This window comes from Pedobacter antarcticus, from assembly GCF_900103515.1.
Taxonomy (GTDB): Bacteria; Bacteroidota; Bacteroidia; order Sphingobacteriales; family Sphingobacteriaceae; genus Pedobacter; species Pedobacter antarcticus.
This window is the reverse complement of record NZ_FNGZ01000007.1, coordinates 31,674-54,797: the sequence shown is the minus strand read 5'-3', so window position 1 is coordinate 54,797 and position 23,124 is coordinate 31,674. Positions and strand designations below refer to the sequence as shown.

Annotated in this window: 19 protein-coding genes; all 19 read left to right on the top strand. The window is 35.4% G+C overall.

The window, feature by feature from the left end; all coding sequences use genetic code 11:
- The first annotated feature begins 72 nt into the window (after window positions 1-72).
- The 19 genes from BLR53_RS14305 to BLR53_RS14215 all read left to right on the top strand — a co-directional run bounded on the left by BLR53_RS14305 (window position 73) and on the right by BLR53_RS14215 (window position 23,111).
- On the top strand, window positions 73-636 hold the full coding sequence (locus tag BLR53_RS14305; protein ID WP_074590661.1) for a helix-turn-helix domain-containing protein: 564 nt from the start codon (window positions 73-75) through the stop codon (window positions 634-636).
- A gap of 86 nt (window positions 637-722) precedes the next feature.
- A complete protein-coding gene (locus BLR53_RS14300; protein WP_074590659.1) occupies window positions 723-3,263 on the top strand; it encodes a heavy metal translocating P-type ATPase in 2,541 nt (846 codons plus the stop codon).
- A gap of 21 nt (window positions 3,264-3,284) precedes the next feature.
- Window positions 3,285-3,539, top strand: coding sequence for a heavy-metal-associated domain-containing protein (locus BLR53_RS14295; RefSeq protein ID WP_074590870.1), 255 nt, complete (start codon window positions 3,285-3,287; stop codon window positions 3,537-3,539).
- Between the two features lie 171 nt (window positions 3,540-3,710).
- Complete coding sequence (locus tag BLR53_RS19975; RefSeq protein ID WP_176763548.1) at window positions 3,711-4,100, top strand: hypothetical protein; 390 nt, start codon at window positions 3,711-3,713, stop codon at window positions 4,098-4,100.
- A gap of 95 nt (window positions 4,101-4,195) precedes the next feature.
- Window positions 4,196-5,065 carry a DUF3347 domain-containing protein gene (locus BLR53_RS14285; RefSeq protein WP_074590868.1) on the top strand — a complete coding sequence of 290 codons (870 nt, stop codon included), beginning with the start codon at window positions 4,196-4,198 and terminating at the stop codon, window positions 5,063-5,065.
- 12 nt (window positions 5,066-5,077) lie between these two features.
- Window positions 5,078-5,599 carry a DUF305 domain-containing protein gene (locus tag BLR53_RS14280; RefSeq protein WP_074590654.1) on the top strand — a complete coding sequence of 174 codons (522 nt, stop codon included), beginning with the start codon at window positions 5,078-5,080 and terminating at the stop codon, window positions 5,597-5,599.
- A gap of 39 nt (window positions 5,600-5,638) precedes the next feature.
- Entirely contained in the window at window positions 5,639-6,298 is a 660-nt protein-coding gene (locus BLR53_RS14275; RefSeq protein WP_074590866.1) for a DUF3347 domain-containing protein, read from the top strand.
- Between the two features lie 2 nt (window positions 6,299-6,300).
- Entirely contained in the window at window positions 6,301-6,750 is a 450-nt protein-coding gene (locus BLR53_RS14270; RefSeq protein ID WP_074590652.1) for a heme-binding domain-containing protein, read from the top strand.
- The gene (locus BLR53_RS14265; protein WP_244889527.1) at window positions 6,729-9,044 is read left to right on the top strand and encodes a multicopper oxidase family protein; all 2,316 of its coding nucleotides are present in this window, start codon (window positions 6,729-6,731) and stop codon (window positions 9,042-9,044) included. Before BLR53_RS14270 ends, BLR53_RS14265 begins: the two co-directional genes overlap by 22 nt.
- A 222-nt stretch (window positions 9,045-9,266) precedes the next feature.
- Window positions 9,267-9,674, top strand: coding sequence for a Fur family transcriptional regulator (locus BLR53_RS14255; protein ID WP_074590647.1), 408 nt, complete (start codon window positions 9,267-9,269; stop codon window positions 9,672-9,674).
- Window positions 9,675-9,732: 58 nt separating this feature from the next.
- Entirely contained in the window at window positions 9,733-10,062 is a 330-nt protein-coding gene (locus BLR53_RS20340; protein WP_425312224.1) for a DUF6660 family protein, read from the top strand.
- Window positions 10,063-10,296: 234 nt separating this feature from the next.
- A complete protein-coding gene (locus BLR53_RS14250; protein WP_074590645.1) occupies window positions 10,297-14,664 on the top strand; it encodes a CusA/CzcA family heavy metal efflux RND transporter in 4,368 nt (1,455 codons plus the stop codon).
- A gap of 6 nt (window positions 14,665-14,670) precedes the next feature.
- Entirely contained in the window at window positions 14,671-15,948 is a 1,278-nt protein-coding gene (locus BLR53_RS14245) for an efflux RND transporter periplasmic adaptor subunit (RefSeq protein ID WP_074590642.1), read from the top strand.
- An 11-nt stretch (window positions 15,949-15,959) separates the two neighbouring features.
- Window positions 15,960-16,559 (top strand): methyltransferase family protein, encoded by a 600-nt coding sequence (locus BLR53_RS14240; RefSeq protein ID WP_074590638.1) that lies wholly within the window; start codon window positions 15,960-15,962, stop codon window positions 16,557-16,559.
- On the top strand, window positions 16,559-18,589 hold the full coding sequence (locus BLR53_RS14235) for a heavy metal translocating P-type ATPase (RefSeq protein ID WP_074590634.1): 2,031 nt from the start codon (window positions 16,559-16,561) through the stop codon (window positions 18,587-18,589). Before BLR53_RS14240 ends, BLR53_RS14235 begins: the two co-directional genes overlap by 1 nt.
- A gap of 81 nt (window positions 18,590-18,670) precedes the next feature.
- The gene (locus tag BLR53_RS14230) at window positions 18,671-18,982 is read left to right on the top strand and encodes a hypothetical protein (protein WP_074590630.1); all 312 of its coding nucleotides are present in this window, start codon (window positions 18,671-18,673) and stop codon (window positions 18,980-18,982) included.
- A gap of 87 nt (window positions 18,983-19,069) precedes the next feature.
- A complete protein-coding gene (locus tag BLR53_RS14225; RefSeq protein ID WP_074590625.1) occupies window positions 19,070-21,241 on the top strand; it encodes a TonB-dependent receptor in 2,172 nt (723 codons plus the stop codon).
- A 5-nt stretch (window positions 21,242-21,246) separates the two neighbouring features.
- Window positions 21,247-22,041 carry a cation efflux transmembrane domain-containing protein gene (locus BLR53_RS14220; RefSeq protein ID WP_074590620.1) on the top strand — a complete coding sequence of 265 codons (795 nt, stop codon included), beginning with the start codon at window positions 21,247-21,249 and terminating at the stop codon, window positions 22,039-22,041.
- A gap of 242 nt (window positions 22,042-22,283) precedes the next feature.
- Window positions 22,284-23,111, top strand: coding sequence for an RteC domain-containing protein (locus BLR53_RS14215; RefSeq protein WP_074590618.1), 828 nt, complete (start codon window positions 22,284-22,286; stop codon window positions 23,109-23,111).
- Window positions 23,112-23,124 lie beyond the last annotated feature (13 nt).

The following is a 23,124-nucleotide window of genomic DNA, read 5'->3' as shown; positions in this document are numbered from 1 at the left end:
AATTACAAGAAAATATTAATTGTAATTTTATAGAGCCTATTTTAAGCTAATTTCAAATAAAGCACAAAATATATGACAACACTCTTTATAAAAAATATGGTTTGCAACCGTTGCATTATGGTAGTGCAGAATGAATTGGACAAGCTTGGCTTAGACGTAAAAAATATAAAGCTCGGCGAAGTAACATTAGATAAAGAGCCAACAACCGATGAAAAAAATAAATTGGATAAAGCCTTAATTCTATTAGGATTTGAACTCATTGATGATAAAAAAAGCAGGGTTATCGAAAAGATAAAGAACGTCATTATTGACTTGGTTCATCATCAGGACAACAATACCAAAACTAACCTTTCAGATGTATTAAGCAGTCAATTGCACCACGATTATAATTACTTATCCAACCTGTTTTCAGAAGTAGAAGGCACTACTATCGAAAAATATTTTATTGCCCAAAAAATAGAGAAGGTAAAAGAATTATTGGTATATGATGAACTATCTTTGAGTGAAATTGCTTTCCGTTTAAATTACTCAAGTGTAGCCTATTTAAGCAACCAATTCAAAAAGGTAACAGGACTTACCACAAGTTATTTCAAGCAAATACGAGAGGATAAAAGAAAACCTTTGGATAAGGTCTAAGTAAATCTTACAAATCATTCCCAAAATTCCACAACGAAAAAATGGAAACAATATGGAACTTTGTATCATAATAAAACTCATACAAAATGGTACACAAATATCAAGTAACAGGTATGACCTGTGGAGGTTGCGAAGCAAAGGTGAAATCGGCTTTATTAAAGGTTGAAAATGTGACAAATGTTGAAGTTTCAAAAGATGAAAACTCAGCTACCCTGACAATGGATAAACACATCCCAACTACACAATTGCAAAAAGCATTAACTGCTGTTGGAAAATATACCATAGAAATGAGCAATAACAAAAGCCCACAACATACCACGACAAATGAACCAGTGGCAAAATCCTGCTGTTCCGCTCATTCTCACGATGATAAAAAAACAATCGAAGTGACTAGCAATATAAAAGGCAAATACTATTGCCCAATGCATTGTGAAGGCGATAAAACCTATGATAAAGCTGGCGATTGCCCTGTTTGTGGAATGCATTTGGTAAAAGAAGCAGAATTGGATGTAAAGAAAACGATGTACACCTGTCCAATGCATCCCGAAGTTATTCAAGATAGTCCGGGTTCATGTCCTATATGCGGAATGGATTTAGTACCCATGGAACCAAGCGATTCCGAAGAAAAAAAAACCTATCTGGATTTGCTTAAAAAAATGAAAATTGCAACCCTCTTTACGGTGCCAATTTTCATTATTGCCATGATGGAAATGGTGCATAACAATCCGTTATTTCAAATAATGGACAGCAACATGTGGAACTGGGTGCAATTTCTGTTTTCAATTCCTGTTATTTTCTATGCTGGTTGGATGTTTTTTGTACGAGCTTGGAAATCCATAATCACTTGGAATCTAAATATGTTTACCCTTATCGGAATAGGAACTGGAGTTGCATTTTTGTTTAGTATTGTAGGAATGCTGATTCCGAATATCTTTCCGGAAGAATTTAAAACCGAACACGGAACCATTCATCTTTATTTTGAAGCAGCAACAGTAATCATTACACTGGTCTTGTTGGGACAATTGTTAGAAGCAAGAGCACATAGCCAAACCAGTGGAGCTATAAAAGCGTTATTACAATTAGCACCAACCGAAGCTACTTTGATTGGTGAAGGGGGCGATAAAGTGATTTCCATTCATGATATTAAGAAAGGTGATTTATTACGCGTAAAACCAGGAGATAAAATTCCAGTTGACGGAAAAATAACCGATGGTGAAAGCAGTATTGATGAAGCAATGATTACAGGAGAACCAATTCCCGTTGACAAAAAGAAAGACGATAATGTAATTTCGGGAACAATCAACGGGAACAAATCATTTGTAATGATGGCCGAAAAAGTAGGTTCTGAAACATTACTTTCTCAAATTGTACAAATGGTTAACGATGCTTCTCGTTCAAGAGCACCCATTCAAAAATTAGCCGATAGTATTTCTAAATATTTTGTACCCATTGTAGTAATCATTTCAGTAATTACCTTTTTTGTTTGGGCACTATTTGGTCCAGAACCAGCGAAGGTTTATGGATTTATAAATGCCATTGCAGTTTTAATCATAGCTTGTCCTTGTGCTTTAGGTTTAGCCACGCCGATGTCTGTGATGGTGGGTGTGGGCAAAGGAGCACAATCTGGAGTATTAATTAAAAATGCCGAAGCCTTAGAAAATATGAATAAGGTGGATGTTTTAATAACAGATAAAACAGGAACGCTAACAGAGGGAAAACCTTCGGTAGAAAAAATTTACGCATCAACTAATAACGAGGATGATTTATTGCAAAATATAGCTTCCTTAAACCAATACAGTGAACATCCATTGGCACAAGCAGTAGTCAATTATGCCAAAACAAAATCTATTTCATTAATTGAAGTCAAAGATTTTGAAAATGTTACAGGAAAAGGAGTTACAGGAACGGTTACCAATAGAAAAGTAGCATTAGGCAATAAAAAACTAATGGAACAGGTTAAGGCAACTATTTCTGACGATTTAGAAAACAAAATTATTGCAGAACAAAAACTTGGTAAAACGGTTTCTTACATTGCTGTTGATGGTGTTACAGTTGGTTTTGTTTCAATTACCGATGCGATAAAAACTTCGAGTGCAGCAGCGATAAAAGAACTAATGCTTCAAGGTGTAGAAGTAGTTATGCTTACTGGTGACAATGTTAATACAGCCAAAGCAGTAGCGGATGAATTAGGTTTATCTTCCTATAAAGCAGGATGCTTACCCGAAGATAAACTCAACGAAATTAAACGTTTACAAGCAGAAGGGAAAATTGTAGCTATGGCTGGTGATGGTATAAATGATGCTCCGGCATTAGCACAAGCCAATATCGGAATAGCTATGGGAACTGGAACCGATGTAGCCATAGAAAGTGCCAAAATAACTTTAGTAAAAGGCGATTTATTAGGTATCGTTAAAGCAAAAAATTTGAGCCATGCTGTTATGAAAAACATCAAGCAAAACTTATTCTTTGCCTTTTTCTACAATGTGCTTGGTGTTCCAATTGCAGCAGGTATTTTATATCCGTTTTTTGGAATTTTATTATCTCCAATGATTGCAGCTTTAGCAATGTCTTTAAGTTCTGTATCGGTAATCGTAAATGCATTGCGATTACGCAGTTTTAAACTTTAAATGAATTATTCAATAAACAAAATGGAAAAGAATAATCAAGACTTACGATTCAAAACAAATATTAACTGTGGTGGATGTGTAGCATCTGTAAAACCTCATTTGGATAATGCCGATGGTATATTCCATTGGAAAGTAGATACAACTAAAGACAAGGTGCTGCTTACCGTAAAATCAGAAGGAATTACACAAGAACAGGTAATTGAAACTGTACAGAAAGCAGGTTTTAAGATAGAACCATTAAACAAAGATAAATTCCTTATCCTAATACCTGTTTAGTTATTTGACTTATAACAAACACTTTAGGTAATTAACTGTATATTTTTTAATAAGCATAAAAAGGACTATGCAGACTAGTGATTTAGACATTTTATCTATAATTCTGTGTTTGCAGTTCACGAAAGTGCAAAATATAGCAATTAAAAGAAATAATTTCATAATTTTGTAGTGTTGAAAAATTTGAGTAAACATATCAGCTTTGTCATCTTACTGTGTTTGGGCTTTTTCCTAATGCCAAGCATAAGCTATGCTTGTGCAAAAAAAACAACTAAGACAGAGCAAAAGTCCTGCTCAAAAGACCAATCTGCAAAAGCAGAACATAAAAGCAGTTGCAAGGACAAGTCCTGTAAAAAATGTAAAGATGGTCACGACTGCGACGGCAATTGTAAGCACAGTTCTTGTGGATGTAGCACTTCTTCATCTTCGGTAAGCTTACAAATCCCCATCGATTTAAAAATAACAAACCCTTTTGCCGAAACTAAAAAGCAAAAATTCGGTTTCAAAGAAGCCTACTATTCTTCAGGCTACTCTTCCATTTGGCAACCGCCTAAAATAAGCTAAAACGATGGCTTGTTAGCCATACGTGTGCCTTGTCGAAAGCTGAATTCAGTTTTTGCAAATTCTTCGTATATCTTATTAAATTAAAAAAAATCAAAATGAAATCAATTTCAAAAATATTGATGGTAATCGCCGTATTACTATCAGCCGTAAACAGTTTTGCACAAATCAAAAATGCAAAAACAGAAACCGTAAAAATATATGGCAACTGTGATATGTGTAAAACCACAATTGAAAAAGCAGGAAACGTAAAAAATGTAGCCACAGTAGAATGGAATAAAGATACCAAAATGGCTATTCTCAACTATGATGATAAAAAAACAAGCAAGGATGAAATTCTGAAACGTATTGCTTTAGCAGGGTACGACAGTGAAAAATTTTTAGCACCTGATGATGTTTATGCTAAACTATCCGAATGCTGCCAATACAACAGAGAATTAAAACCAGTTGCAAAAGTTGAAGTTGCAAGTATGGATATGAAAGCAGAACACGGTAACCACAACCCAAAAGAAATGGCAACTACCCAAAACGTACCACAACTGAAAACTGTTTTTGACAACTATTTTTCAGTGAAAGATGCTTTGGTAAAAACTGATGCAGGTACTTCATCTGCAAAAGCTTCTGAACTGGTAAAAGCAATTAAAGCAGTAGAAATGACAAAACTTTCCAACGAAGAACATACCGTTTGGATGAAAGTAATGAAAGATTTAACTGCTAATGCAGAAAAAATTGCTGTAGCAAAAGATGTTACCAAACAAAGAGAAATTTTTGCTTTACTGGCTAATAATATGTACGAATTAGCCAAAGTTTCAAAACAAGAAACACCTGTTTATTATCAGCATTGCCCAATGTACAATAATGGTAAAGGAGCAAATTGGCTAAGCAAAGAAGAAGCAATTAAAAACCCGTATTACGGCTCCAAAATGCTTACTTGCGGAAGCGTACAGGAAACTATTAATAACAAATAAAACGCTATTGTTATGGAAAGTATGGAAAACCAACACGAAATGCAACATAACCATAAGAATGAAAAGCATAATACTAATCACTCTTTAACAATGTACAAACGCTTTGCTGTAATGGCTGTTGCTATGTTCGTAGCAATGTACTTCATTATGTATGCAATGATTGACGGCTTACAGAACCTTATCCTGAACATCAATAATTTATATATGACATTGCTGATGGTTTCTGCAATGTTGATTATAGAACTATTGATAATGAAAGGAATGTATGAAAACAAAAAAATCAACTGGGCAATCATAACGGTTTCCTTTGCGATTGGCATCTTTTCTTGGTTTGGTATTCGGGAGCAATTATTTGTGGGCGATAAAGAGTTTGTAAAAGGTATGATACCACATCACGCAGCAGCAGTATTGATGTCTGAAAAAGCTAAGCTTACCGACCCCGAATTGATACAGTTACAAAAAAACATACTGGAAACACAGGCACAAGAAATCGAATTTATGAAGCGTAAGCTAAATGAATTTGAAAACAAATAAATAAGATAAATTTCTTCAATAATATCAAAAATGAATAAAATGAAAAATATAATTTTCTCAATCATTACATTAGTAACAGTTGCAGCGGTAACAATTTCCTGCAATCAATCTTCAAATAAAAATAGCGACCAGCAAGCTAATGATAGCACAACAATTGCTGCAACTCCGGAGTTACAATCACCTACACACAATGATACGGTAGCAACTGTTACTTCAACGGATACGTCTTCTCAAGAGGCAGAAAAATCCGATGTGAAGCAAGCTCAAAAGTTTACTATCGCACCTATAATTAAGGATTATTTGGCTTTAAAAAATGCACTTGTTGCAGATAATGACAAAGCAGCTGCTAATGCAGGAAAGCAATTGTTTACTACCTTAAAAAATGTGGATATGAACGCTATCCCAGCGAATAAACATAAAGAATATATGGAAATAGCGGAAAATGCCAAAGAAAATGCAGAGCACATTAGTGACAATGCTGGTAAAATAGACCACCAGAGAGAACATTTAGCATCGCTAAGTAAAGACGTTTCTGACCTTATCACATTATTTGGAACTACCCAAAAATTATATCAGGATTATTGCCCAATGTACAATGATGGAAAAGGTGCGATTTGGATTAGCGAAGCTAAGACTATCAAAAATCCTTATTATGGCAGCAAGATGCTTACGTGTGGCTCTGTAAAAAAAGAGTTCTAAAAATGAAGAGAGTATTAAAGATAATGTTGGCAATAGTGCTGTTTATTTTTATTGCTATTCAATTTTATCAGCCTGCCCTTAATGTAGATAAAGGGCAGGTTTACACAACTGATTTTACCCAAGTATATAAAATGCCTGTTGAAGTAAAAGCGATGTTTCAAACCTCTTGCTACGATTGTCATAGTAACAACACTAATTATGCTTGGTATGACTATGTACAACCTGCAAGAGCATTGGTAGAAAACCATATCAAAAACGCAAAACAGGATTTGAATTTTTACGAATGGGGTACATACTCAAATCGGAAACAGGAAAGATTATTAAACTCAATTAAAGAACAAATCGAAACTAAGCAAATGCCTTTATCATCATATACAATAATGCACAATAATGCAAAACTGAATGATGAGCAAATCAAAGTATTAACCAATTGGTTAAAAAAGCAGGAATAAGTTTCATTAATAAAAATATTAAAATGAATATACCCAGAAATATTACTATCAGATTGCTACAGGCAGTTTTCATACTGTTGTGTTCGCAATCTCTTTTTGCACAAAAGGTAGTCCGTTATGACCTTTATGTAAAAGACACACTTGTAAACTATGCAGACAAAGAAAAAAGAGCCATTGCTGTAAATGGTCAAATACCAATGCCTACCCTAACATTTACGGAGGGAGATACTGCCGAAATTGTAGTACACAACCAATTAAAAGAAAGTACATCATTGCATTGGCACGGTGTGTTCTTGCCCAATAAGGAAGATGGAGTGCCCTGGCTTACACAAAAACCGATTGAGGCAGGTACAACATATACCTATCGTTTTCCTATTATCCAACACGGAACGCACTGGTATCACTCCCATTCTGGTTTGCAGGAGCAAATTGGGATGTATGGAAGTTTCGTAATGAAGAAAAAGGATGATGATAAATCTTTTAGAAAAGGAATTGATGATCTACCTACCATTCCTATTATTTTAAGTGAATGGACAAACCTTAATCCCGATAACATCAACCGTATGTTGCATAATGCCAATGATTGGGCAGCGATTAAAAAAAATGCGACACAATCTTATGCAGAAGCTATCAAAGAAGGTCATTTCAAAACAAAAATTAAGAACGAATGGAAGCGTATGTTGGCAATGGATGTAAGCGATGTTTATTATGACAAAATTTTAATCAACGGAAATCATTCTACTGATTTAAAAACGGTTGATGGCAAAACGTTAAAAGCAGGCGATAAAGTACGGTTACGAGTATCAAACGGTGGTGCTTCTTCTTATTTTTGGTTGAGGTATGCAGGCGGAAAAATCACCGTAGTAGCCAATGATGGTAATGATGTAGAGCCTGTAGAAGTTGATAGATTAATTATTGCAGTTTCTGAAACTTATGATGTGGTGGTAACCATTCCTGAAGATGGTGTTGCCTATGAATTTTTAGCAACTACCGAAGACAGAACACAGTCAGCAAGCTATTTTGTAGGTAATGGCATCAAACAGCTCATTTCACCACTTCCAAAATTGAAATATTTTGAAGGGATGAAAATGATGAATGATATGATGAAGATGAACGGCGATTTGGACGATATGGGAATGAAAATGAGCTTGAACCAAATGGATATGAATGTGGTAATGTATCCCGAAATCACAGGAGATAGTAAGCAGAAAGAAGACCACAGCCAACACAATATGAATATGGAAAATGATCCCAACCGTTACAATGCAAATGCTTTGGGAGAAATCAAAACGCTGAATTATGCAATGCTACAATCTCCTTCCAATACCTCACTTCCTAAAGATGCGCCAGTAAAAGAATTGAAATTTACTCTTACCGGAAATATGAACCGTTATGTGTGGAGTATGGATAATAAAATACTTTCAGAAGTTGATAAAATACCTGTAAAAAAAGGAGAAATTCTACGAATTACCATTCATAATAACTCAATGATGCGCCACCCAATGCATTTGCATGGTTTTGATTTCAGGGTAATCAACGGCAAAGGCGAAAAATCACCACTTAAAAATGTCTTAGATATAATGCCAATGGAAACGGATACCATTGAGTTTTTAGCAAACGAAGAAGGAGATTGGTTTTTCCACTGTCATATCTTATATCATATGATGTCGGGAATGAACAGGGTTTTTGCAGTAGATGATTATCAAAATCCGAATTTACCCAACAAAAAACAAGCCTATAACAAGTTGCAGAGAGAAAGCAATATGCCGCACTTTATGGCGCAGAATGATTTTGCAACTAATGGTAATGATGGTGATGCAATGCTCCAGAACTCAAGATGGTCTTTAGGTACAGAATGGCGTTTAGGCTATAATGATATGCATGGTTATGAAGTAGAAACTCATTTAGGAAGATACATTGGGAAAATGCAATGGTTTATGCCGTTTATTGGTTTTGATTGGCGATACCGAAAAATGGGAATGGATGAACACGAAACAAATTTATTCGGACAGAAAAACGAAAAAGATACCCGCAGAGCCTTTAGTTTAGGTTTTATGTATACTTTGCCAATGTTGGTAAACTTTCAGGCAGAAGTATATCATGATGGAATTGTTCGTTTGTCATTAATGCGGGAAGATATTCCAATTTCCAAAAGAATAAGAGCAGGATTTATGGTTAATACTGATATGGAATATATGGCAGACCTAAAGTACATCATCAACAAAAACATTGGCATCCGTACACATTACGATAGCGATATGGGTTTTGGAGTGGGGCTCGCACTGAATTATTAGTAAACAGTGTATATAATACGAATTAAGGGTTAAAACCATCAATTAATTTGCGGTTTATTACAAAAAATTAAATATTGCAAAACCATAACTATTAAGACCCAACCCTTAATTCGTATTAATAAGAAATTATATTGTAGATTAAATAGCAAAACCGTTAGTTTGAACACCCATTTTAACATAGCCTCTCGATTTTGGAGTAAATGGCAATAGAAATTGATCATTATGAAAAATGAAGAAAATATTTTACAACAAAGAAATATTAAACCCACAGCAATGCGTTTGTTGGTAATAGAAAAATTGTTGAAACAGCAATATGCCATCAGTCATAAGGAATTAGCAGAACAGTTTGAAAATGCAGATAATGTTACGCTATTCAGAACGCTGAAAACTTTTTTAGAGCACAAACTTATCCATACTATTGACGACGGAACAGGAGTTGCGAAATATGCACTTTGCCAATCTGGGTGCAGTTGCAAACCTTCAGAACAGCATACACATTTTCATTGCTCCAAGTGCCAGCGAACTTTTTGTCTTACCGATACCGAAATTCCAAACATCAATATTCCACTAAATTTTAAATTAGAAGGCATCAATTTGGTACTTAAAGGACGGTGTGACAGATGCAACTAAAATACTATGAAACTTTGCAATCCAATTGCAAGAAATAATTTTCTATATTTGCGTCATAATGAAATTTTTTTTATTCATATTCAGCATTTATTTCTTGGCATTATCGGTAATGCCTTGTACTGATGCGTGTGGTATGAACACAAACAATACGTTTAAAAAAGACTTTATACAGAGAGGGAATAATCATCAATCAGACAACAGCAGTAGTTGTAGTCCTTTTTGTAATTGCAGTTGTTGTCGAGTAAATATTACTTCTTACAGTTTCAAACCTTTTGAAATCAAGCAACCTAAACCCACTTTTATCGATAAAATAATCGCACTTCGTGATTTTACTTTAATTTCCTTCTACTCAGGAAGTATTTGGCATCCTCCCAAATTTACTGTTTAATTTTTTCAGATTTTCTTAATGCTATTGATGGTTTGTTGCAAGCCTCAGTAATTGTATGCCTTTTATTGGCTTTACGGTACTGTTAGCCTGTTCGTGTTATGTATTTTCTATGAATGTTTGTTTATAGAAATAATTACAGGCATTATCCACTTCATCCGATAGTTATTTGATTATCTGTTGGCTTCTTATGGCAAGAGGCAATAATTTATTTATCAAAAAATTAAACAGATACACGTGTTAGATAACATTATAAAATTTAGTATTCAGAACAAGCTCGTCATTGGGATAATGACCTTGTTACTCATCATTTGGGGAGTGTGGAGTGCCACAAAACTACCCATTGATGCCGTACCCGATATTACTAATAATCAGGTGCAAATAATTACGGTTTGCCCTACATTGGCAGGGCAAGAAGTAGAACAATTAGTAACCTTCCCTATTGAGCAAAGCATTGCCAATATTCCAGATATAGAAGAAACAAGGAGTATTTCAAGATTTGGCTTATCGGTAATTACAGTAGTATTTAAAGATAAAGTAGACATTTATTTTGCCCGTCAGCTTATCAATGAAAAACTAAAAGAAGCAGAGGAAAATATACCTAAAGGTATTGGCAAGCCAGAACTTGCACCAGTAAGTACCGGATTGGGAGAAGTCTATCAATACATCATCCATCCGAAAAAAGGCAGTGAAAAAAAATACAATGCAAAAGACCTACGCACAATGCAGGATTGGATTGTAGCAAGGCAATTATATGGAACTCCCGGAATTGCCGAAGTAAATAGTTTTGGTGGCGAACTGAAACAATATGAAGTAGCAGTAAATCCCAATCGCTTAAAAGCTATGGGGGTAAGTGTTACCGACATTTTTACCGCATTAGAAAAAAACAATCAAAATACTGGTGGTGCATATATCGACAAAAAACCAAACGCTTATTTCATCCGAGGTATCGGTTTGGTAACTTCATTGGATGATGTAAAAAATATCAGTGTAAAAAATGATGGCGGCAGTATTCCCATTTTTATAAAAGACGTAGCAGATGTACGTTTCGGAAGTGCTGTAAGATACGGAGCAATGACCTACAACGGCGAAGTAGATGCAGTTGGCGGTGTGGTAATGATGTTGAAAGGCGAGAACAGCAATGAGGTTGTAAATCGCATCAAAGAAAAATTGCCTATTATTCAAAAATCCTTACCCGAAGATATAATTATTGAACCCTATTTAGACCGTACAGATTTGGTTGACAGAGCTATGAGTACCGTTGAAAAGAACCTGATAGAAGGCGCACTGATTGTCATTTTTGTATTGGTGATTTTCTTAGGAAATTTTAGGGCAGGATTGATTGTAGCATCCGCTATTCCTTTGGCGATGTTGTTTGCATTGGCTTTAATGAATGTGTTTGGCGTAAGTGCCAATTTAATGAGTTTGGGAGCAATAGATTTTGGATTAATTGTAGATGGTGCGGTAATTATTGTAGAAGCCACATTGCATCATTTAGGTTTAAGGAAATCTACACAAAGGCTCACACAGCAAGAAATGGATAATGAAGTATTTACCTCAGCTTCCAAAATTCGTAATAGTGCAGCCTTTGGTGAAATCATTATCCTTATAGTTTACATTCCTATTCTTACATTGGTAGGTGTAGAAGGTAAAATGTTCCGTCCTATGGCACAAACAGTAGGTTTTGCAATATTCGGAGCATTGATATTATCTTTAACATATATCCCGATGATGTGCGCTTTGTTCTTATCTAAAAAGCCGATGCTCAAAGAAACCATTTCGGATAAAATGATGAATTGGTTGCAAAAAATGTATCAACCATTATTAGAAAAAGCCATCAAAATAAAATATTGGCTAGTAGGAATTACCGTTGGTATATTTGTTTTTAGTCTTTTCTTATTTAGCAGAATGGGTGGCGAATTTATACCACAATTACAGGAAGGAGATTTTACATTTGAATTTAAAATGCCTCTCCAAGCCTCTCTATCTCAGAGTATAGAAACTTCAATGCAAGCATCAAGAATTATCAAACAATTTGACGAAGTAAAAGTGGTAGTTGGCAAAACAGGTGCGGGAGAAGTACCTACTGACCCAATGCCTCCGGGAGCGACAGATTTAATGGTTATTTTAAAACCGAAAAGTGAATGGAAATCACACAGAACCTATGATGAATTGGGAGAGGCAATTGAAGATAAATTAAAAGTTATCCCAGGGGTTTTTGTTGAAAAGACCCAACCTATACAAATGCGATTTAATGAATTGATGACAGGAATAAAACAAGATGTTGCTGTAAAAATATTTGGCGAAAATTTGGACAGTCTTTCGTTATATGCAAAAAAAGTAGAAAAGGCAATAATAAATGTACACGGGGTTTCAAGACCTCAAATAGAACAAGTTGATGGTTTGCCGCAAATTAATGTAGAATACGACCGTACAAGATTAGCCAATTACGGCATCAATGTAGAAGATGTAAACAATGTAGTAAGCACTGCATTTGCAGGAAAAAGTGCTGGTGTAGTATATGAAAACGAAAGAAGATTTGAACTGGTAGTTCGGTTGGATAGTGTTTACCGTAACAGTATCGAAGATGTAAACAATTTGATGATACCAACTTCAACTGGCAATCAAATTCCACTTTCGCAAGTAGCAACTATTGATTACAAATTAGGACCGGCACAGATAAGCCGTGAAGCAGGAAAACGTAGAATTGTAATCGGATTCAACGTTGCAGACAGGGATGTACAAAGTGTGGTAGAAGAAATTCAGCAAAAATTAAATACACAGGTAAAATTACCACCGGGCTACTATTTCACGTATGGCGGTCAATTTGAAAACTTGCAGGAAGCCAGTAACCGATTAATGATAGCCGTTCCGGTTTCTTTGTTATTGATTTTTGTATTGCTCTATTTTACGTTCCGTTCCTTTAAACAAGCAGGCTTAATATTTACAGCTATCCCAATGAGTGCAATCGGTGGTATATTGGCTTTATTACTTCGTGGTATGCCGTTCAGCATCAGTGCAGGAATTGGATTTATTGCTTTGTTTGGTGTAGCAGTACTCAACGGAATTGTATTGATAGGCACTTTCAACCAATTAGAAAAAGAAGGTGTAAGAGATGTTTTCAAACGAGTAATAGAAGGAACTAAAATCCGACTGCGACCAGTATTGATGACAGCAACTGTAGCCAGTTTAGGATTTTTACCAATGGCATTAAGCAGTAGTGCTGGTGCAGAAGTACAAAAGCCTTTAGCCACGGTAGTAATTGGCGGATTAGTTACAGCAACATTCCTTACCCTATTTGTACTGCCATTACTCTATATCATTTTCAATTCAAAAATTAAATTAAAAAGAAAGCCACAAGTGAAACCCATTGTAACCATCATTGTATTGCTTTTATCAATGGTAGGCTTTACAGCAAATGCACAGACAAAAAGTTTAACTAACGTTGACGATGCGATAAATATTGCACTTCAAAATAATCAAACCATAAAAGCTTCAGATTTAGAAATTGATGCCAGCAAAGCCTTAAAAAAAACTGCTGGAGAATTACCCAAACTTGATTTTAATGCACAGTTGGGGCAGTACAGCAGTATCAAATTCGACCAGTCTTTTCAGGTGTCGCAAACCATTCCATTTCCATCATTATTTGGAGCAAAAAAACAATTGATTAATGCCGAAATAAAAGGTAAAGAATTACAGAAAAATCTTTCAGTGTTGGAGTTGAAAAATCAAGTACGTACTTATTATTATCAAATTTTGTACTTGCAACACAATGAAAAACAGTTACAGCAATTGGATAGTTTGTACAACGATTTTATTAAAATAGCCCAGCTTCGTTATAAAACTGGTGACACCAAAAAAGTGGACATCAGTACAGCGGAAGCTAAGAAAGGCGAAATCAATTTATTGTTAAAACAAAATGGAGTGTTCTTATCCAATGCTGTTGCCAATCTGAAAACATTGATGAACACAAAAGACGATTTTACCATTGCAGAAAACGGAATATTTCAGCCTCTACAAATCAGTAATTTGTTGGATAATGAAGCCGTAGCAAATCATCCTGCCATTCAATCTTTGTATCAGGATGCCATTATTGCCGAGCAAACCAAAAAGGTAGAACGTTCGCAAGGTTTACCAGATTTTACGATTGGCTACGTCAATCAGTCTATGATTGGTTTTCAAAATGTAAACGGAGCCGAACAATTTTTCAATGGTGGAAACCGATTTAGTTCTGTAAACATTGGTATTGCTATTCCCATCACTTACGGTGCTACCAAAGCCAGAATAAAATCTTTAGATTACAGAAAACAAGCAGCCGAAGCCAATGCACAGCAACAGCAAAAAACATTGGCTACGCAAATGCAAAATGCCTTGCAACAATACCAGCAAGACATACAGCAATTCAATTATTTTGAGAAAGAAGCATTGCCAAATGCCAAGGAAATTGTATCAGCAGCACAATTGGGTTACAGAACAGGCGAAATCAGTTATGTAGAATATCTTTTTGCGCTGCAAACTACCACCGATATTCAGCTGAATTACCTCAAAAGTATTCAACAGGTAAACCAATCTGTAATCACTATTTATTCATTCATCAATCAATAAGAAAAAATGAAATTCAATATAAATAAAATCACGTTTATAGCAACGATAGTTGTTTTAATATTTAGCTTTTCGGCTTGTAAAAACGATAAGCAAAACGAAGGTCAATCTACAGGAGCAAAAGCAACCGAAAAAGCTGAAGCTCCTCACGAGGAAGAAGCACCAACCATTACCACACTTACCGAAGAACAAATAAAAGCGGTAGGCATACAATTAGGCGTAGTAGAGCAAAAAGAATTAACGGCAACCATCCGAGCAAATGGTTTGCTGAAAGTTCCCAATAACAACAAAGCCAACGCAACTTCTTTGTATGGTGGTGTAATAAAAACACTGAACGTACAAATTGGAGATTATGTAAAAAAAGGACAAGTAATAGCCACTATTGCCAATCCGCAGTTTATACAATTGCAGGAAGAATATTTGAGTACTGCCAGCAGAATTACTTTTGCAGAACAAGAATTATCAAGGCAAAAAGAACTTTTCGAAGGCAATGCAGGAGCGAAAAAAAATCTACAAAGTGCCACAGCCGAACTCAATAGTTTACGTACCAGAAGAGCTTCCTTACAACAACAGATACAATTAATGGGCATCAATCCAGGTTCTGTTTCAAATGGTAATCTAAAATCGGCATTGGTTGTAACCAGTCCTTTGAATGGTACGGTTAGTAACGTTTCCGCTAAAATAGGGAGCTATGTAGATGTTTCTTCACCTGTTATAGAAATTGTAGATAACAGTTCCTTGCATTTGGATTTGAATGTTTTTGAAAAAGATTTGCCGATGCTCAAAGTAGGGCAAACTATTCATTTTAGAATAACCAACAATGCAGTAGAAGACTATAATGCTAAAATATTTACAATAGGCTCATCTTTTGAAAACGAAAGCAAAACAATTGCCGCTCACGCCGTGGTACAAGGCAGTAAAACAGGACTTATAGACGGAATGAATGTTACTGCCATTGTAAGCCTTAACAATGTAACTACTCCAGCTGTACCCAATGATGCTATTGTAAATGCCGACGGAAAATATTATATTTTTGTGCAAACCGATAAAAAAGCAGAAGAACATCACGAAGAAGGCGAAGAAGAAGGAAGTCAAAAAGAGGGCGAAGAAAAAAAACATAAAAACAGTAAGAATTTTGAAAAAGTAGAAGTACTGAAAGGCGTGTCTGATATGGGTTATACCGCAGTAACTTTTGTAAACGAAATTCCTGCAAATGCAAAAATTGTAACAAAAGGAGCATTCTTTGTAAATGCAAAATTGAGCAATACTGGTGGTCACGAAGACTAAAAAAAGAAACAATGATTTGGCTAAAATTTTATTTGCCTTTGTATTTGGTGTTGTATATGATGGTAGCTTTTGCGCTACCGTCATATCGCACCTATAAGCAAACAGGCATCAATCCTATAACATTCGGCAAAACGGATAACGCACACGATTACATTGGTTTTGTAATGAAAGTATTGATAGCCTTGCTTTTTATAGCGGTATTCATTTATTCATTCAACGATAAAGCATATCAGTATTTAGTACCCATTTCTTATTTAATGAAAGATGTGTTTATGATAGTTGGATCAATATTGATACATCTTTCACTACTCTGGATTTCGGTAGCTCAATATCAAATGAGCAACAGTTGGCGTATTGGTATAGATGAAAACAATAAAACCGAATTAATAACAAAAGGCTTATTTTCTTATAGCCTAAACCCGATATTCTTAGGAATGATAATCAGTGTTGCAGGAATATTTTTCATACTGCCCAATGCGCTTACATTTTTCCTGATACTATCCACTTATATTGTTATCCAAATTCAGATAAGATTAGAAGAAGAATTTTTAGAAAAACAACACGGACAAGAATATTTATCCTATAAACAAACTACTAAAAGATTACTATAATGGAACACAAACATAAATATGATGCACAAGGCAAACAGCTTTGTTGCACACCTCAAGAAGAAAAAATAAATACCGATGCTAAAATGCTATTGGAAAAACATCACGACGATGATGGACACAACCACGAACACACCGATGATGACGGTCATAACCACGGAAGTACCGATAAATCTACCTTTCAAATGTTTTTACCTGCTATCATCAGTTTCGTATTATTGATGATAGCCATTGCTTTCGATAATTGGGTGCCGCAATCTTGGTTTACAGGTTGGGTAAGAATTGTTTGGTATGTAGTAGCGTATGCACCAGTTGGATTACCCGTAATTAAAGAAGCATTTGAAAGCATCAGAAAAGGCGATGTATTTTCAGAGTTTTTATTAATGAGTATTGCAACCATCGGAGCTTTTGCCATTGGCGAATACCCTGAGGGTGTTGCTGTAATGTTGTTTTATGCCGTTGGCGAAGTATTCCAGACTTTGGCAGTAACAAGAGCGAAAGCTAACATTAAAACGTTGCTCGATCAAAGACCAGATGAAGTAACTATTTTAGAAAATAATCAAGCTAAGACCATAAAAGCAGAAACCGCAAGTATTGGCAATATAATTCAATTAAAACCCGGAGAAAAATTAGGACTAGATGGAGAATTATTATCCGAAACCGCTTCATTCAATACAGCAGCACTAACAGGAGAAAGTAAGCCCGACACCAAAACCAAAGGTGAAACCGTATTGGCGGGAATGATAAATTTAACGACCGTTGCACAGGTAAAAGTAACGACTGCTTATACTGATAGCAAACTTTCTAAAATTTTGGAATTGGTACAAAATGCCACTGCACAAAAAGCACCAACAGAATTATTCATTCGAAAATTCGCAAAAATATACACACCGATTGTTGTATTGTTGGCAGTGCTAATTACCATAATTCCTTATTTTTTTGTGAGCGATTATGTATTTAGTCAGTGGTTGTACAGAGCATTGGTGTTTTTGGTTATTTCTTGTCCTTGTGCTTTGGTTATCAGTATTCCTTTGGGTTATTTTGGTGGAATTGGAGCAGCTTCCAAAAATGGAATTTTGTTTAAAGGAAGCAACTTTTTAGATGCCATTGCCGATATTAAAAACGTAGTGATGGACAAAACGGGTACAATGACCGAGGGCGTTTTCAAGGTACAAGAAGTGGTATTAAAATCTGAATTTAATAAAGATGAAATCCTGAAAATGGTCAACGCTTTAGAAAGCCAAAGTACACATCCGGTCGCGACCGCTATTCATCAATACGTAGGCGAAATTGATAACTCAATAAGGTTAGATAATACCGAAGAAATTGCAGGTCACGGTTTGAAAGCCAATGTAAACGGAAAAGAATTATTGGTAGGGAATTTTAAGTTGCTGGATCAATTTAACATCAAATATGATTTAGACCCAGCCACAATTGTTTATACCTTAATTGCCATTGCTTACGATGGAAAATTTGCAGGATATATTACCATTGCAGACAGCATCAAAGAAGATGCACAGCTTACAATTGACAAACTGAAAGCATTAGGTGTAAAAACCACAATGTTGAGCGGAGACAAAAGCACCGTAGTAAAATTTGTTGCCGATAAATTAGGAATTAATAATGCCTTTGGCGATTTACTACCTGAAGATAAAGTAAATAAAGTAAAAGAAATCAAATCCAAAAACGAAACCGTAGCATTTGTAGGCGATGGTGTGAACGATGCTCCTGTGGTAGCATTGAGCGATGTAGGTATTGCAATGGGTGGTTTAGGTAGTGATGCTACCATTGAAACCGCAGATGTAGTCATTCAGGATGATAAACCGAGTAAAATACCGATGGCAATCAATATCGGTAAACAAACTAAGAAAATTGTTTGGCAGAATATCACTTTGGCATTTGTAGTAAAAGGAATTGTATTAGTTCTGGGAGCAGGTGGTTTGGCTACAATGTGGGAAGCCGTTTTTGCTGATGTGGGAGTTGCATTATTGGCAATTTTAAACGCTGTACGCATACAACGGATGAAATTTTAACGGACAAGTCAATTTATGAAAAATAGGGAGTGATTTTAATTGAGGGAGAAGTTGTAACGTAGTTTTTAATATATTTGTAAAATGAAGCATTTATCATTCATATTAGCATTAATAGTCTTGGTCTTATCGACCTTGCCAGGCTTTATGGAAGATAAATGCTTTGACGTCATACATCAAACAACAAATAGTCAGGAAGAAGATAGCGACGGTTGCGGTATGGAATGTTGCTCGCCTTTTTCTAAATGCAATACTTGTACCGGATTTGTAATTACTTCTTTTTATGCTTTAACGACAAATTCTGCCCAACAACCTGAAAAGAAATTAAGTGTAATAACTGCCTCAGCTGTTTCAGACTTCCTCTCTTCCATTTGGCAACCGCCTAAGATTAATTAATGTTTTTAGTGTCTTCGGCACAATAACAAATTGCGGTGCTACAAACCGTCAATTCTTATTTTTTAAACATTAATAATTTTTCATATAATGAAAAAAATACTCTTTATGTCATTTTTTATGACACTAAATCTCTGTGTCTTTGCACAAAACACATTTAATGCTGTTGTTAGAAACAGTGAAAACAAAAATCCTTTGATTGGTGTGACAGCATCTATAAAAGGAACCTCGCTTGCCGCTACATCAAACGAAAACGGTCAAATCATAATAGTAAATGTTCCTGACGGTGTACAGGAAATACATTTTAGTTACGTAGGCTTTTATGAACGTATTGATACACTGGGATTTCCATTAAAGGACACCAGCGTTATTGAAATCTTACTCAAAGAAAATTCAGAAGAATTGGATGAAGTGGTTATATCTTCTACAAGAAGTACAAGGAGCATACAAAATATTCCTACCCGTATTGAATTTATAGGAAGTGAGGAATTGGGAGAAAAAGGAAATATGAAACCTGGGGATATTCGTATGCTTTTGGCGGAAAGTACAGGTATTCACGTACAAACCACATCGCCCACAAGTGCCAATGCAAGTATTCGTATTCAAGGGCTTGACGGACGATATACGCAAATTCTAAAAGACGGTTTTCCTATTTATTCGGGTGCTTCAAGTGGGTTAGGTTTGTTGCAAATTCCACCGCTTGACTTAAAGCAGGTTGAAGTTATCAAAGGTTCTACATCTACGCTGTATGGTGGTGGAGCAATAGCAGGTTTGGTAAACCTGATTTCCAAGACACCAACGGAAGAAAGGGATTTGCGTTTTCATTTAAACGGAACATCAGGCGGAGGTTTAGACATCAACGGTTTTTACGGACAGAAGTTTAAGAAAATCGGAACAACCATATTTGCTTCGCATAATAGAAACGGAGCTTACGACCCTGCAAAAATTGGTTTTTCTGCCATTCCAAAATTTGAACGTTTTGTACTGAACCCTAAATTGTTTGTTTATTTCAATGATAAAACAAAAATGAATTTCGGTGTCAATACAACTATCGAAAACCGTTTGGGAGGTGATATGCTTTACATCAAAGGAAAAGGAGATAATACAAACCAATATTTTGAGGAAAATAAAACACAACGCTATTCCACTCAATTTGTTTTCGACCACTTAATTAATGAAAAAAGTTCTTTTCAAATTAAAAATAGCGTGAGTTATTTTAATCGAAATACAACCATTCCAAGCTATCAGTTTGAGGGAACACAAACCGCAAGTTTTACCGAAGCCAACTACACCAACAGTACAGAAAAATCGGAATGGGTAGCAGGGGTTAATATTTGGACGGACAATTTTAAAGAAAAGCAGATTACTGCATTTCCGTTGAGGGATTACAGCCAAAACACATTCGGAGCTTTCGTTCAAAATTCTTTTAAGGCTACTGATTGGCTTCAATTAGAAGCAGGTTTAAGAACGGATTACGTGATAGATTACGGAGCTGTATTTTTACCAAGAGTATCGGCATTGTTTAAGATTGCAAACGGATTGACTTCACGTATTGGAGGTGGATTTGGGTATAAAACACCAACCATTTTTACAGAAGAAAGTGAACGCCTACAATATCAAAATGTAATGCCTATTGACGACAAGACCAATAAATTGGAAAAAAGTTATGGAGCAAATGCAGACATCAATTACCGCACCTATATTGGAGAAGATTGGTCATTTAGCATAAACCAATTATTCTTTTACACCTATTTGGATAATCCTTTGTTACTTGAAAATTCCTCGGCAAATCTGTATCAGTTCGTTAATTCTCCGGGCTACATCCATACCAAAGGAACAGAAACCAATATTAAAATTGGTTACGATGATTTGAAATTATTTTTGGGATACACTTATACAGATGCTCGATTAAACCAAAATGGAACGACTGTAGAAAGTCCTTTAACGCCAAAACACCGCATTAATTCCATCCTGATGTATGAAATAGAAGACAAATGGAAAGTTGGTCTGGAAGCCTATTACTTCAGTCCTCAAAAACTGAATAATGGAACTACGGGCGAAGGTTACTTTATTACCGGATTTATGGCTGAAAAGATTTGGGAAAGATTTTCTCTGTACATCAACTTTGAAAACTTCCTTGACACCCGACAAACACGCTTTGGTAGCATTTATACAGGAACAATAACCAATCCGGTTTTTAAAGACATTTATGCACCTTTGGACGGATTTGTGATTAACGGAGGAATAAAATTCAAGCTTTAAAACAAATGGAAAAAACCATATTCAATATAACTAAAATGGATTGCCCAAGCGAGGAGCAATTAATCCGTATGAAACTGCAAGACTTTGATACGGTAAAAGGATTGGAATTTGATATAGCCAATAGAAAATTGGACGTTTATCACAATGGAAACCCAGAGCCAATTTTTTTGGCTTTGGGAACACTGAACCTAAATACGACCGTGGTTTCAACTGAAAAAAGCAATTTTGTTGTTGAAACAGATACAAGCAACAAGCAACGGAAATTACTTTGGATCGTGTTGATTATCAACTTCCTGTTTTTTGGACTGGAAATGTTGTTCGGTATTTTTTCAGGCTCAATGGGATTGATAGCCGATAGCTTGGATATGCTTGCGGACAGTGCCGTTTACGCATTGGCTTTAATAGCTGTGGGGGGAACAATCGCCCTAAAAAATAACATCGCCAGATTTGCAGGATACTTCCAAGTCTTACTTGCTATTGTAGGTTTCGTTGAAGTGATCAGACGTTTTATGGGAATTGAAGCTATGCCCGATTTCAAAACAATGATTGTCGTTTCAGTTTTAGCATTGATTGCAAACGTATTTTGCCTTTATCTCTTACAAAAGAACAAAAGTAAAGAAGCGCATATGCAGGCTTCGATGATATTCACATCAAATGATGTCATTATCAATTCGGGAGTTATTGTTGCTGGTCTTTTAGTTAATTGGCTCAATTCAAGTTATCCTGATTTGATTATTGGGGCTATTGTATTTGTAATTGTAGCAAGGGGAGCTTACAGAATATTGAAGTTAGCGAAGTAAATCCCTATATCTATAGTTGCCTTTATCTTAGAAGAATAGGAGATAATAGAAATAAAAAAAGAGTGTTCAGGAATTGTTCTAATAAACATTCCTGAAATCTTTTAACCGATTATGGAAGAAGCTAAGCTATTGCAAATAGGCTCTATAATAATTTCAAAAAAAATCATTAGATGTGATATAGCCTACAAATTACACAGTTTATTTTTTTTCACTAACTCAAATATAGACTTCAAAATAGCCAGATGAACAAATTTTATACAGAAACACTACACAAGCTGGAAACAGAAATCAACGATTTGGAGATTGAAACCGATCACTCTATACAACGGATAGAAGCCGTTATAGATATCATTCTAAAATACTTGTCGGAAGTAAAGAAATATGTTCTAAACAGAGGATTTAAGAATATTGGGGAAGAAATCCATTTTTTTAAATATCAAAAACCTACTATCGTTTCAAAACTAATTTATTATAATGCCATTTATAAAATCGAAACAAAAAAGCCTTACGGTTCAAAACCTATTAAAAAATACCTTAATGATGAATTGAGAAAACTTAAAAGGTATTTTGACAACAACCTTGAATTTTATAAATACTACCGGACGAATAACTCATTTATTGATGATAAGCTGTTTGTTCGGGGCAAGTACGATATTAAGCTAAGTTTAGACACATTTTATTTTGAAGCAGACCATAGTTTTTCTACTTCACACGATTACAAAGTTGCAAAAATTATTGCCAACGACCTGATACAAGTCTATCTTGAAGACCAGCTTCACAACACGGCGTATAGAGATAAATCAACAGACCTGCCGAAATTAAATTGGACAGGGAGCAAAACAGCAATGATAGAATTGATTTATGCACTGTATTCGCAAGGTGTGTTTGACAATGGAAATGCAGATATTAAGGTTATTGCCAAAACATTTGAACGTACTTTTAATCTTGATTTAGGCGACTTTTATCATACATTTATGGAACTTAAATCCCGAAAAATAAACAGCACCAAATTCCTTGACAGCTTACGGGATGCTTTGATTAGAAAAATGGACGAACAGGACGAAATGTAGCAAATTCTTTTGC